Genomic DNA, 13,308 nt, shown 5'->3' on the forward strand with positions numbered 1-13,308 from the left:
GTCAGGGACTGAACGACAGGAACACGAAGGCGGCGAAGATCGCGAGATGGACGCCGCCCTGGAGGAGGGTGGCCCGTCCGGGCACCACGGTCAGGGCGCTCACCACACCGGTGAGGGCGAGCAGGACCATGTGGAGGGGGCCCAGGCCGAGCACCAGGGGCCCGGACAGCCAGATGGAGGCGAGCGCGATCGCCGGGATGGTCAGGCCGATGCTGGCGATCGCGGAGCCGTAGGCGAGGTTGAGGCTGGTCTGCACGCGGTTGCGGCGGGCGGCGCGCACGGCGGCGAGCGTCTCGGGCAGCAGGACCATGAGGGCGATGACGACACCGACGACGGCCTTGGGCAGGCCGGCGGACTGGACGCCGTCCTCGATGGTCGGGGAGATCACCTTGGCGTTGCCGACGACGGCGACCAGCGCGACGAGGAGCAGGCCGAGGCTGGCCAGGGTGACGGCCTTGGTCGGCGGGTCGGCGTGCTCCTCCTCCGAGGGCTCCTTGCCCTCGACGGGGACGGGGAGGAAGTAGTCGCGGTGCCGGACGGTCTGGACGGCGACGAAGACGCCGTACAGGGCGATCGAGGCGATGGCGGCGAAGGCGAGCTGGGCACCGGAGAACTCGGGGCCGGGGTGGCTGGTGGTGAAGGTGGGGAGCACCAGCGTCATGGTGGCGAGGGTGCAGACGGTGGCGAGCGCGCCGCCGGAGCCCTCGGCGTTGAAGACCGCGACGCGGTTGCGGAGCGCGGCGACGAGGAGCGCGAGGCCGACGATGCCGTTGCAGGTGATCATGACCGCGGCGAAGACGGTGTCGCGGGCGTAGGTGGCGGTCTTCTCGCCGCCTCCGGCCATGAGGCTGACGATGAGTCCGACCTCGATGACGGTGACGGCGACGGCCAGGACGAGCGAGCCGAAGGGTTCGCCGACCCGGTGGGCGATCACCTCGGCGTGGTGGACGGCGGCGAGGACCGCGGCGGCGAGGCAGAGCGCGACGAGGGCCACGGCGAGGCCCGATAGGTCGCGCCCCCAGGCGAAGACCAGCGCAAGCAGGGCAACCACCGGCCCCCACGTGGTCCACTCGCGGGTCAACGCCTTGGTGCTCGAAGTCATCATCTTCTTCCTGCCTTGGGGGCCGCGGTTCCCGCCGTGGGAGGCCGCGGCCCGTTTCCGTCATTGTTCTGCGTCGGCCAGACCGTGCTCGTACGCGGAGAGGGTGTCGATGAACATCCGCCGTTCGGCCGGTCCCAGGGGGGCCAGGGCCGCCCGCCAGGCACCGGCGCTGCGGCCGAGCCAGCCGTCGATGGCGCCGCGGCGCTCCTCCGCGATCGACACGATCTTCCGCCGGCGGTCGGCGGGGTCCTCGTGCCGCTCCAGGACCCCCTTCTTCGCGAGGTCCCCCACCATCAGGCTGACGGTGGTGGGCGCGACCCCCAGCCGCGCGGCCAGTTCGTTCACGCTCAGGGGGCCGTCGAAGAGGAGGTAGGCGAGCAGGGAGAGGTGACGGGGCGCCAGCGTCAGCGACGCCAGCTCCTCCGGCACCTTCATGCGCTTGACCCGCCCGACCATCCGGGGCATGAGCAGCAGCAGCGTCCGGACGGCGTCGTCGACGTCCGGCCCTGGGGCCCCGCTCCCCTCGCGCTCGGTTGACACCCTGCACCCTCCGATTCGACTTTGCTTTCAAAGCAAAGAGATCTTCCGTGATCGATGCTACCGGAGGACACGGGCGTGCTCGGGTTCCCCGAGCGTGGGTCCTCGTCCACGGGGTGGGTCGCCGGACCCGGGAGGACCGTGCCGTCGGCGGCGAACCGGGAGCCGCGGCAGGGCATGACCAGGTGTTCTCCGCATGGTTGGGGCGCAGGGCGCAGCCCATGCGGGTGCAGGGCGCAGCCCATGCGGGTGCAGGGCGCAGCCCATGCGGGTGCAGCGCCCCGGCCCGGGGGCCGAAGCCGCCCGCGCAGTGGCGTGCCGCGGAGGCCCGGTGCCGCGCGACACCGGGGTACGCGCGGAGCGGCGGGGGTCGGCGCACCGGTGCCGCGCGCACCGAACGCGCGCCGCCCTCCGGCGTCGGGCACGGGGGATGGTCGTCCACCCGTACGGCCGGCGCCACCGGGTAGGGAGTACGTGTACGCAGGGCGGTGCTCGATTCCCGGCGCCGGCCCACAGCTCCGCGCGGAGTGCCCCATGACCGGCTACGTGCCACCCCCGGCCGCCTGGAGCGGGCCTCGGCCGACGCACCGGATCCGGGCCGTCGGGGCCGGTCCCGATCGGAACCGGCCCGGCCACGGCCCGCTCACAGCGGGCGCTCGCGGCCCTCCCAGTAGGGGTCGCGGAGCCGGCGCTTGTAGAGCTTGCCGTTGGGGTCGCGGGGCATCACCGCGACGAAGTCGAGGGACTTCGGCCGCTTGAAGCCCGCCAGGTGGTCGGCGCAGTGGGCGAGGATCTCCTCGGCGAGCGCCGGCCCCTCCTCGTACCCGTCGGCGGCTTCGACGACCGCCTTCACCTCCTCGCCCCAGCCGGCGTGCGGGACACCGAAGGCGGCGGCGTCGGCGACGGCCGGGTGGGCCAGGAGCGCGGCCTCGATCTCGGCCGGGTAGATGTTGACGCCGCCCGAGATGATCATGTCGATCTTGCGGTCGCGGAGGTAGAGGTAGCCGTCCTCGTCGAGGTGGCCGAGGTCGCCGACGGTGAAGAAGTCGCCGACGCGGCTCTTCGCGGTCTTGGCCGCGTCCTTGTGGTACTGGAACCCACCGGTGTTCATCTTCAGGTAGACGGTGCCGAGTTCGCCGGGCGGGAGGGCGTTGCCGTCGTCGTCGAGGATCGCGAGTTCGCTGATCGGCCAGGCGCGGCCGACCGTGCCCGGCCGCTTCAGCCACTCCTCGGCGGTGGCGAACGCGCCGCCGCCCTCGCTGGCCGCGTAGTACTCCTCCACGCACCCGCCCCACCAGGCGATCATCGCCCGCTTGACGTGTTCCGGGCAGGGTGCGGCGCCGTGGATGGCGTGCCGCATCGAGCTCACGTCGTAGCGCGCGCGGGTCTCCTCGGGGAGGGAGAGGAGGCGGTGGAACTGGGTGGGGACCATGTGGGTGTGGGTGCACGCGTACGTGTCGATCAGCCGCAGCATCTCCTCGGGGGCCCACTTGTCCATGAGGACCAGCGGGTGCCCGATGTGCAGCGCCGCGGCGGCGAACTGGAGGACCGCCGTGTGGTACAGCGGCGAGCACACCAGGTGCACGTTCGCGTCGAAGGGGCGGATGCCGAAGATGCCGAGGAACCCGCCGAGATGGGAATCCTCGGGGAGCCGTCCCGACAGCGGGCGGCGGATGCCCCGGGGGCGTCCGGTGGTGCCCGAGGTGTAGTTCATGACCCAGCCGAGCGTCCGGTCGGCGGGCTCCGACTCCGGCTGCCCGTCGAGGAGTTCGGCGTACGGGCGGAAGCCCGGGACCGTCCCGACGGCGTACCGGTGGCTGGGGGCGAGCCCGGCCTCGTCGGCGGCGGTGACGACGGCCTCGGCGAAACGCTCGTGGGCGACGAGGACCTTCGCTCCGGAGTCGGCCACGATCCAGGCGATCTCCGCGGCCACGAAGTGGTGGTTGACCGGGACCAGGTAGAACCCGGCCTGGGTGGCGGCGAGATGGGCGGTGAAGAACTCGACGCCGTTGGGCAGGACGACGGCGAACGCGTCGCCGCGTTCGAGCCCGGCCGCGCGCAGTCCGTGCACCATGCGGTGCGCCGCGGCGAGCAGCCGGCCGGCCGACCACTCCTCGCCGTCCGGCGCCACCAGCACCGTGCGCTCCGGGTCGGCGGCTGCCTGGGCCCAGAACCCGTTGGGGGCGGCGGTCTCCCTCACGACGCGCTCCTTCCGGCGATCCGGCCGATCCGGTCGACGGCCTTCTCGAAGCCGCGGGTCAGCTCGTCGACGACCTGCTGGACGCTGCGCTCGGAGTTCATCCGGCCGACGATCTGCCCGACGGGGGTACCGAGGAGCGGATCCACCTCGTACTTCTGGATCCTGGATACAGCCTCCGCGACCAGCAGCCCCTGGAGCGGCATCGGCAACGGCCCCGGCCCCGCCGGGTCCTCCCAGGCGTCGGTCCACTCGGTGCGGAGCTGCCGGGCCGGCTTGCCGGTCAGCGCCCGGGAACGGACGGTGTCACCGGACCCCGCGGCGAGCAGCTTCGCCGTGAGGGCGCGCGAGTGGAGCTCGGCCTCGGTGGTGGTGAGCCAGATCGAACCGAGCCACACGCCCTGCGCGCCGAGCGCGAGCCCCGCGGCGATCTGCTCGCCGCTGCCGATGCCGCCGGCGGCGAGCACGGGCAGCGGCGCGACGGCGTCCACGACCTCCGGGGTGAGCACCATGGAGGCGATCTCACCGGTGTGGCCGCCGGCCTCGTACCCCTGGGCGACGACGATGTCGATGCCCGCCTCGGCATGCCGGCGGGCGTGCCGGGCACTGCCCGCGAGCGCGGCGACGAGCACCCCGTGCTCGTGCGCGCGGGCGACGACGTCGGGGGGCGGGGAGCCGAGGGCGTTGGCGAGCAGCTTGATGGGATAGTCGAAGGCGACGTCGAGCTGGCCGCGGGCCACCTCCTCCATCCAGCCGGTGATCCGCCAGCCCGAGGCCTCGCCCTCGGCGAGTTCGGGCACACCGTGCTTGGCGAGCACCGAACGCACGTACTCACGGTGCCCGGCCGGGATCATCGCCTCGACGTCCGCCTCGCTGACGCCCTCGACCTTCTTCGCGGGCATCACGACGTCGAGCCCGTACGGCCGCCCGTCGGTGTGCTCCTGCATCCAGTCGAGGTCACGGGCGAGGTCGTCGGGTGAGGTGTAGCGGACCGCGCCCAGCACGCCGAAACAACCGGCCCGACTGAGGGCGGCGGCGACCGCGGGGAAGGGCGTGAAGCCGAAGATGGCGTGCTCGATCCCCAGTGTGCGACTCAGCTCCGTCTCCATGGGCGGCAGGATGCCGCAGAGGGGCGGTGGAGGGAAGAGGTTTTCTGATGGAGCGTCAGATTGTTTGGGTCGGGGGTGGCGGCGAGGGCTGAGGGGGCGGGTCGGGGAAGGTGGGCGTACGACTGGATCCAAAATCCGGGATCCGGGATCCGGGATCCGGGATCCGGGATCCGGGATCCGGGATCCGGGAGGCAGGATCCGGGATCCGGGAGGCAGGATCCGGGAGGCAGGATCCGGGATCCGGGAGGCAGGATCCGAAACGGAGGGTCCGGGAGGCAGGATCCAATATCCGAGATCCAGGATTTTGGATCCCGGATATTGGATCCGCGCATCGGGAGGCGGGCGGATGGGCGTGGCAAGGAATGAGCCGATCGGCGAGACCCCCGGTCTGCGGTGGGGTACGCCGGAGGAGGCGGGGCTGCTGGGGCGAGAGCTGGAGGCGATGGTCGAGGACGTGCGCGGGTTCCTCGGACCTTCGCCCGTGCATCCGTGGTGCGCGGGGGCCGTGCTGCTCGCGGGGCGGGGCCGGACGGTGGCGCTGCACGGGGCGGTCGGGTGGGCGGCGCGCTGGGAGGCGTACGACGAGGAGAACGACACGGGGGTCGGGCTCGCGCCGGAGTCGCGGGTCCCGATGACGCCGGACACGGTCTTCGACGTGGCCTCGCTGACCAAGCTCTTCACCGCGATCCTGGCGGTGCGCCAGGTGGAGCGGGGTGCGCTGGAGCTCGGGGAGCGGGTGGCCGCGTACCTCCCGGAGTTCGGCGGGGCGGGGAAGGCGGGGATCACGGTCCGGCAGCTGCTCGGTCACACCTCGGGGCTGCGGGCGGAGCTGCCGCTGTACGAGGCGCCGGACCGGGAGGGGCGGCTGCGGATGCTGTGGGACGAGGCGCCGCTCGCGGCGCCGGGGACCGCGTACCGCTACTCGGACCTGAACATGATCGCGCTGCACCTGCTCCTGGAACGGATCACCGGTCGCGGTCTGGAGACGCTGCTCCACGACGAGATCACCGCTCCGCTCGGGATGCACCGCACGCGTTTCGTGCCCCCGCTCTCGTGGCGGGCGGAGACCGCCGCCACCGAGGACGCCCGCCGGCCGTGGGCCCGGCTCGACCGGGGCATGGTGCGGGGCGAGGTCCACGACGAGAACGCGTACGCCTTGGGCGGCGTCGCCGGGCACGCCGGCGTCTTCTCCCGCGCCAGCGACCTCGCCGTCCTGGCCCGCACCCTCCTCGACGGCGGGGTGTACGGCTCCACCCGCGTCCTCTCCCCCGCCTCCGTGGACCTCCTCCTCACCGACGTCAACGACGCCTTCCCCGGTCACACGCACGGCCTCGGCTTCGAGCTCGACCAGCGCTGGTACATGGGCGCGCTCTCCGGTCCCCGCACCGCCGGGCACACCGGCTTCACCGGCACCAGCCTGGTGCTCGCCCCGGACTCCGACGCGTTCCTGATCCTGCTCGCCAACTCGGTGCACCCGGTCCGCACCTGGCGTACCGGTTCGGCGCCCCGGCTCGCCGCCGCCGACCGCCTGGCCCGCGCGATCCCGGTACGTCCCCCGGCCGGCGCGCCCGGCCCCACGGCCTGGTTCTCCGGCATGGCGGCCGCCGACGGCGCGACCCTCACCCTCCCGGCGGCGGGCCCCGACGCCGACCGTCTCACCTGCCTCCTCTGGTGGGACACCGTGCCGGCCACCGACCCCCTGGTCCTGGAGGCGGCGCCCGACGGCGACGTGGCCTGGCGGCCCGTCCCCTTCCGCACCGCCCCGCTCGACCGGACCGAGGACGAACGCGACCACCCGGACGGCACGGCCTCCGGGTGGTCCGGCCGTCGCTGGCACCGCCTCACGGCCGTCCTCCCGCCGGCCCCCGTGCCCGCGCCCCCCGCCGGGCCCCTCCCCCGGCCCTTCCTCCGGCTCCGTTTCCGGTACTCCACCGCCGGCCGCGCCGTCGGACGCGGGGTGTACGTGACCGGGGTCCGGGTCCTGGACGGCACGGGCCGCGCCCTGTTCGACGAATCCCTCCCGTCGGACGCCTCCCGCGTCGCCGCCGCGGGCTGGCACCGCTCGGCGGACTGAGCACGGGGGCCGGCGCCCCGCCTACGCTGTCGGCGGGCCCGCGACGCCGACGCAGACCTCGTTGCCCTCGGGGTCGGCGAGGACCACGTTCGAGGGCGCGTCGGTGTCGTTCACGATCCGGCCTCCGGCGGCGAGCGCCGCCGCGATCCGGGCGTCGGCCTCGTCGTACGGCACCCAGACGTCGACGTGGATCCGGTTCCGCCCGCTCCTCGGGGCGTCCATCCGCTGGAAGTAGAAGGGCGCGCCGCGGCGCAGCGGGTCGATCAGGTCCTCGTCGCTGCCCGCGCGGTTCTCGTAGCCGAGCACCGCGCGCCAGAACGGCAGCACCTCCGGCAGTACGAGCGCGTCCACCGTCACCTGAACCGTCCGTATGCCCGACGGATCGGCGGTCAGGCCGTGGTCGCGGGCCAGCGCCGAGACGCGGCGGGCCGCCTCAAGGTGCCGCTCGGTGAGGCCGTAGTAGTCGTCGGTGACCGTGATCAGCCGGACGAGGACGCCGCCGGGCCGCAGGTCCACATCGGGCCCCGCCCCGTCGGGCCCCGACCCGCCCGGCAGTGCCCCGGCGAGCGCGCCCACGAACGCGGCCCCGGCGGCGAACGACTCCGTGCGGAAGTAGGCGCAGGCCCCCTCCCCGACGACCCGCCAGTCCTGGAGGCCGGGCGTCTCGTGGAACCGCAGCGGCCTGATGGGCTCTGTCTTCTCTGTCTCCGGCATGAGGAGAACCTAGAGGATCCCGGGGGTAAAGTCGGCGGCTCGGTCGGAGCGACCGGAGCGACCGGGAACGTGTGGAGAGGGCGGTGGGACGGGTCATGGCGGCGCGGCGGTCACTGGGGCGGCGGTTCGGGCGCCTGTGGGCCGCGTACGCGGTGAGCACGTACGGCACCTGGCTCGGCTTCGGCGCCTTTCCGCTGCTCGCGGTGGTCGTGCTCGACTCGGGCCCGGCCCAGGTGGCCGCGCTGGCGGCGACGGGGCGGGCGGTCGGGGCGGTGCTCGCGGCGCCGCTCGGGCCGTGGGTGGAGTTCCGGCGGAAGCGGCCCGTCATGGTGGCGATGGACCTGGTCCGGTTCGCGGCCCTGGCCAGCGTCCCCGTGTCGTACCTCCTCGGGTGGCTGGGATTCGTCCAGCTGCTGGTGGTGTCGGTGGTCGTCGCGACGGCGGACATCGCGTTCCGGGCCGCGAGCGGCGCCTTCCTGAAGGGGATCCTGCCGCCGGAGGACCTCCTCCTCGCCAACAGCCGCTTCGAGGCGACGAACTGGACGGCGTCCATGGCCGGTCCCCCGCTCGGCGGGGCCGCGATCGCGCTCCTCGGGCCCGTGGCGACGATCCTCGCCGACGCCTGCAGTCACCTCCTCTCCGCCCTCGGCATCCGCTCCGTCGGCGGCTCGGAACCGGAGCCCGCGCGGCGCCCGGAGGGACGGCCGCGCGCGGAAGAGCTGTCGGAGGGGTGGCGCCACATCCTGCGCCACCCCGTTCTGCGCCCGCTCTTCCTCAACGCGATCGCCGTCAACGGCCTGATCATGGCCTCGGAGCCGCTCCTCGCCGTCCTGCTCCTGCGCGACCTCGGCCTCTCCCCCTGGCAGTACGGTCTCGTCTTCGCCGCCCCGTGCGTCGGCGGGCTCGTGGGCTCGCGCCTCGCGCCCCGGCTGGTGGCCCGGTACGGCGACGCGCGGGTGCTCCGTACCGCCGGGGTGCTGCGCTGCTGCTGGTCGCTGGGGCTCGCGTTCGTACCGTCCGGCGCCGCCGGCATGGTGGTGGTGATGGGCGTGCAGCTCGGGCTCGTGGCGTCCTGCGGCGTCTTCAACCCCCTGCTCGCCACGCACCGCCTCCGCCACACGGACCCCACGCGCCTCGCCCGCACCCTCGCCGCCTGGTCGGTCAGCGCGAGCCTCTCCATCGCCGCCCTCACGGCCCTCTGGGGCCTGCTCGCCGCCGTCACCGGCCCCCGTACCGCCCTCGCCGCCGCGGGCGTCCTCCTGCTCGCCACCCCTCTCCTGCTCCGGGGAGCCACCGGAGACCGGGTGACGGCGGCCGTCTAGCCCGGCGCGGGCCGCGCGGTCACCACCCGTTCCTCCCGTTGTTCCCGCCACGCTGGTGGACGACGTTCCCGTTGGCGTTGTCCAACCGGCGTACGTACGCCGCGAAGTCGGCGTCCGGATGGTCGATCGCATGGACGATCTGCCCGGCGATCACCCGCAGCTGGTCCATGTTCGGCAGGGTCACGACCGTCACGGAGCCGGCGGCCGTCTCCACGACGAGCACCGGCCGCGGCGGTCTGAACAGTCCACCGAGGACGAGGAGGACGAGACCGATCACGGCGGCGAGGAGGAACGCGTCACCCTCCGTCCCTCGCCACGCCCTTCCGCCGTCCACCACGCCGAGGACGAGATAGGCGAGGACGGCGAACGCCAGCCACTTCAGGAAGCCGACGAACGGCGTGTCACGGTAGGGCTTGGCCCTCGACGCCTCGACCCGTGTGATGTTCCGCAACGGGAACGCCGCCGATCCCACCCAGAGCATCCGACGCCGCACCGCGATCTCCAGGTCCTCCTTCGGACGCGGCGGCGCGGGGAACCGCGGCGGCACCACGACGGCCGGAGGCACCAGCAGCGGCCCCGCCGACCCGGTCGGGGGCGTGGGTGGGAATGCGGGTCGGGGTGCGTGCGGAGATCCGGCCGGGGGCGCACCCAGCGGTGCGGGTGGCGGCACGGGCGGTGGTACGGGCGGTGGTGCGGCGGGCGGTACGGGCGGTGGTGCGGCCTGGGGTACGGGCGGCTGCCCGGCCGGCGGCGCGGGCGGTGGGGTCGGCGGGCCCGCGGGCGGTGTTCCCGGCGGCGGTCCAGGACTCCCGGTGGTGGCCATGTGCTCCCCCATGCACTCGTCGCACTCGTCGCTCACCCCGCGCCTCGCGGGAGCCCCATTAAGCGCCCGCGGCACCGTGCACGGCAGACCAGAACTGGCCAATCCCCGGCGGCGGGGAGCGAGCCGGGACGCCCGCCGGCGTGGACGAGGCCGCAGCTCGTCGACGGCACCTACATCAACGAGTGGCCGTGACGATCGCACGCGGTACACACCGGCAAGGAGTCCGCTGGCACGAGACTGCGGTCACTTCCCGGCTGCGTCGAGGAGGATCCGCGCCAGTTCGCGCGGCTGGGAGAACATCGGCCAGTGGCCGGTGTCCATGTCGACGAGCCGCCAGTGCTCGCTGGTCAGCAGCTCGGCCACGTCGTCGCTCGGCTCCGGGTCACCGAGCGTGCACTTGACGTACGTGACCGGGAGGTCACCGAGCGGCCGTTCCAGCACGGCGGGTTCGGTCAGCGTGGCACCCGGGTGCGGCGTCGCGCCGTCCACGATCCGTGCGATCTGCTCGTCGGCGAGGCCGTGGCCCTCGAAGTGGGCCGCGGGCGCGACCGGCCAGAATCCTCCGTTCTCGGCGATCGACGCCCTCACCATCGCCCCGCCGTCCGGCCAGCCGGAGAGGAACGATGCGCCATCGGCCGGAACGCTGGAGTCGACGAACACCACGCCTGCCAGCCGGTCGCCGACCCGCCCGGCGGCCTGACCGACCGGGATGCCCGAGTAACTGTGGCCCACCAGGACGACGTCGCGCAGATCCCGGCGCTCCACCTCGTCGACGATGTCCTGGACGTGGGTCTGCTGCCCGGCCGGCACGCCCCGCTTCTCGGCGAGACCGGACAGCGTCAGCGGGTGGACGCCGTGGCCGGCCGCTCGCAGCTGCGGCACCACCTCGTCCCACGCCCACGATCCGAGCCGCGCACCTGCAACCAGCACGTAGTTCACCATGGCCGCACCCTAGCGAAGCGACCCGGCAACCATTCCGGAAATAGCTTCGATGCGCGTCCGGGTACGGCACGGTCTTCGCCGGGTGCGAGAAAGGGCCCCGCCCGGAGGCGAAGGCCCTTTCGAGGGTCAGAAGGCGCCGTTCAGGTCCCACCAGTCGCCGCCGCCGAGCCAGTCGCCGGCTCCGAGGCCGCCGCTGCCCGTACCCGCGTACCGGTACAGCATGCCGTCGCCGGCCTTCGTCGCGACGAGGTCCGGCCGGCCGTCGCCCGACCAGTCGCCGTTGGCGATGAGCGTCGGCATGCCGTTCCAGCCGCCGCTGCCGACCAGCACGCGCGAACCGAGCGCTCCGGCCCTGCCCGGGTAGAGCCAGAGCTTGCCGGTCGACGCCTCGCGGGCGTAGAGGTCGGCCCGGCCGTCGCCGTTCATGTCGCCGACGCCCGCCAAGGCGTTCATGCCGTTCCAGCCGCCGGTGCCGAGCAGCTTCCGTGCGCCCAGGGCGCCCGTGGAGGTGCCCGGGTACAGCCACAGCCTGCCGGTGGACTTCTCCACCGCGATCAGGTCGGCCCGCGCGTCGCCGGTCAGATCGCCGAATGCGGCGATCCGGCTCATGGCGTTCCAGCCACCGGAACCGATCAACGTGCGCGTGCCGAGGCCACCGGACCCCGTGCCGGGGTAGAGCCACAGTCTGCCGGTGGACGCCTCGCGGACGATCACGTCCTCGCGGCCGTCCCGGCTGAAGTCGCCGTGCCGGACCATGGCGTTGAAGGCGTTCCACCCGCCCGTACCGACCAGCCGGCCGCTGCCGTCACCGGGCAGGAACCACAGACGTCCGACCAGGTCGCGGACGAGGACGTCCGCCCTCCGGTCGCCGTTCATGTCGCCGAAGCCGGCGGCCTTGGGCGAGGTCTCCGTGAGCCAGTAGGGGTACGCGGGCCCCTCGCACTCCCGGATCGTGCGGACGATCTTCACCGAACTGACGGACCTGCTGGCGATGCCGGTGGCATAGCCGTCGTTCCCGTACCGCCCGGCAGCGTCACCGTAGTTCGGCTCGTCGAAGGTGCAGGCGAAACCCGGCGTGCGGTTGATGATCAGGCGGAACTTGTTGTCCCACGTGCCCAGTGTCGCCTTGCTCGACTGCGTCGTGAACATCGAACCCGTGCTGTCGGTGTTCGCCCACGCACAGAAGTACCCCGTGGGGCAGTCGCTCACCGCGGCCTGTGCGGGCGCGGCGCCCGCGCCGAGCAGGCCGAGCGAAGTGAGTCCCAGCGCGGCGGCCGTGGAGGCCAGACGCCGGAACAGGGGTATACGCATGAATTCCCTCCCTGATGTGACGCGTGCATGATTCAACGCGCCACAGCCAGGACCGTATCCGCAGGCCACCGCCCGCTGCTACGCGATTCCACCGCCCCGCTCCGTCCACACCGCCGTCGACCACCACCCCCGCGTCGACGACCCTGCGGGTCGATACGCCTAGGGCGCGCCGAGGCCGACGGCCGCGGCCGCGTGGAGGGCGGTGAGCACGGGGGCGATGAGGGGATGGTCCTCGGAGCCCCGGCGTACGGCGGCGAAGACGCGGCGGGTGGGGGCGACGCCGTCGACGGGGCGGACCGCGACGTCCCTGAGGTCCATGCCGCGCAGGGCCGAGCGGGGCACGAGGGCCGCACCGGCACCCGCGGCGGCGAGGGCGACGACGGCCCGGAAGTCGTCCGAGACGTGCTCGAAACGGGGCTCGAAACCCGCGTATTCGCAGGCCAGGACGGTGACGTCGTGGCAGGGGTTGCCCATGGACTGGCCGATCCAGGCGTCCTTCGCGAGATCGGCGAGCGCGACGCCTTCGGTACCGCCAAGGGCGTGGCCGGGCGGGAGCACCACGTCGAAGGGCTCCGCGTAGAGCGGGACCCGGGTGAGCCTGTCGTCGTCCTCGCCCGGCGCTCCCCGGTACTCGACGGCCACCGCCACGTCCACCTGCCGGTCGAGCACCATCAGCAGGCTCGCGTCGCCCTCGGCGTCCCGCACCCTGACCCTGATGCCTGGTGCCGTGGTGGCGAGGTCCGCGATGGCGGGGGCGACGACGAGGCCGATGCCGGTGGCGAACGCCGCGACCGTGACGGTCCCCGCCTCCCCCGAGCCGTACGCGGCGAGCTCCGCCTCCGCCCGTTCCAACTGCGCCAGCACCGCGTTGGCGTGGCTCAGGAGGATCTCGCCGGCCGACGTGAGCCTCACGCCGCGGGCACTGCGGTCGACGAGCCGGTGGCCGGTCTCCTGCTCCAGGGCGGCGAGCTGCTGGGAGACCGCGGAGGGGGTGAGGTAGAGCGCGGCGGCCGCCGCGGTGACCGTGCGGTGGTCGGCCACCGCACGGAGGATGTGCAACCGCCGTGCTTCGATCATGTGCCCAGTCTCCCAGGCCGGGGGCGGGGCTTGTGCCCGTGGCCTGGGATCTTGGATCCAATCATTCGGATCCAAAACATCGGATCCAGAACATTGGATC

11 protein-coding genes are annotated in these 13,308 nt (G+C 73.5%); 2 read left to right on the top strand and 9 right to left on the bottom strand.

The window, feature by feature from the left end; genetic code table 11:
• Position 1: 1 nt before the first annotated feature.
• From AB0E19_RS15855 to AB0E19_RS15870, 4 genes are all read right to left on the bottom strand, one after another.
• A complete protein-coding gene (locus AB0E19_RS15855; protein WP_362179298.1) occupies positions 2 to 1,102 on the bottom strand; it encodes an ionic transporter y4hA in 1,101 nt (366 codons plus the stop codon).
• Positions 1,103 to 1,162: 60 nt separating this feature from the next.
• Positions 1,163 to 1,567 carry a MarR family winged helix-turn-helix transcriptional regulator gene (locus tag AB0E19_RS15860; RefSeq protein WP_362179462.1) on the bottom strand — a complete coding sequence of 135 codons (405 nt, stop codon included), beginning with the start codon at positions 1,565 to 1,567 and terminating at the stop codon, positions 1,163 to 1,165.
• A gap of 715 nt (positions 1,568 to 2,282) precedes the next feature.
• Positions 2,283 to 3,839 carry an acyl-CoA synthetase gene (locus AB0E19_RS15865; protein ID WP_362179301.1) on the bottom strand — a complete coding sequence of 519 codons (1,557 nt, stop codon included), beginning with the start codon at positions 3,837 to 3,839 and terminating at the stop codon, positions 2,283 to 2,285.
• The gene (locus AB0E19_RS15870) at positions 3,836 to 4,945 is read right to left on the bottom strand and encodes a nitronate monooxygenase family protein (RefSeq protein WP_362179304.1); all 1,110 of its coding nucleotides are present in this window, start codon (positions 4,943 to 4,945) and stop codon (positions 3,836 to 3,838) included. The genes AB0E19_RS15865 and AB0E19_RS15870 overlap by 4 nt, the downstream gene beginning before the upstream one ends.
• A 346-nt stretch (positions 4,946 to 5,291) precedes the next feature.
• On the opposite strand from AB0E19_RS15870, the gene AB0E19_RS15875 reads away from it, so the two are divergent.
• Positions 5,292 to 7,019 (top strand): serine hydrolase domain-containing protein, encoded by a 1,728-nt coding sequence (locus AB0E19_RS15875; RefSeq protein ID WP_362179307.1) that lies wholly within the window; start codon positions 5,292 to 5,294, stop codon positions 7,017 to 7,019.
• 21 nt (positions 7,020 to 7,040) lie between these two features.
• On the opposite strand, the gene AB0E19_RS15880 is transcribed toward AB0E19_RS15875, so the two are convergent.
• Positions 7,041 to 7,733 carry a VOC family protein gene (locus AB0E19_RS15880; protein WP_362179310.1) on the bottom strand — a complete coding sequence of 231 codons (693 nt, stop codon included), beginning with the start codon at positions 7,731 to 7,733 and terminating at the stop codon, positions 7,041 to 7,043.
• A gap of 95 nt (positions 7,734 to 7,828) precedes the next feature.
• On the opposite strand from AB0E19_RS15880, the gene AB0E19_RS15885 reads away from it, so the two are divergent.
• Positions 7,829 to 9,055, top strand: coding sequence for an MFS transporter (locus tag AB0E19_RS15885; protein WP_362179465.1), 1,227 nt, complete (start codon positions 7,829 to 7,831; stop codon positions 9,053 to 9,055).
• A gap of 19 nt (positions 9,056 to 9,074) precedes the next feature.
• Here the strand turns inward: AB0E19_RS15885 and AB0E19_RS15890 are convergent, their stop codons facing one another.
• The 4 genes from AB0E19_RS15890 to AB0E19_RS15905 all read right to left on the bottom strand — a co-directional run bounded on the left by AB0E19_RS15890 (position 9,075) and on the right by AB0E19_RS15905 (position 13,208).
• Positions 9,075 to 9,620, bottom strand: a complete 546-nt coding sequence (locus AB0E19_RS15890) for a DUF6232 family protein (protein ID WP_362179313.1) — start codon at positions 9,618 to 9,620, stop codon at positions 9,075 to 9,077.
• A gap of 501 nt (positions 9,621 to 10,121) precedes the next feature.
• Positions 10,122 to 10,820, bottom strand: coding sequence for an alpha/beta hydrolase (locus AB0E19_RS15895; protein ID WP_362179316.1), 699 nt, complete (start codon positions 10,818 to 10,820; stop codon positions 10,122 to 10,124).
• 126 nt (positions 10,821 to 10,946) lie between these two features.
• Positions 10,947 to 12,131 (bottom strand): FG-GAP-like repeat-containing protein, encoded by a 1,185-nt coding sequence (locus AB0E19_RS15900; RefSeq protein WP_362179319.1) that lies wholly within the window; start codon positions 12,129 to 12,131, stop codon positions 10,947 to 10,949.
• A 159-nt stretch (positions 12,132 to 12,290) separates the two neighbouring features.
• A complete protein-coding gene (locus tag AB0E19_RS15905; RefSeq protein WP_362179322.1) occupies positions 12,291 to 13,208 on the bottom strand; it encodes a LysR substrate-binding domain-containing protein in 918 nt (305 codons plus the stop codon).
• Positions 13,209 to 13,308 lie beyond the last annotated feature (100 nt).

The sequence above is a fragment of the Streptomyces sp. NPDC047974 genome (assembly GCF_040653375.1).
Lineage (GTDB): Bacteria > Actinomycetota > Actinomycetes > Streptomycetales > Streptomycetaceae > Streptomyces.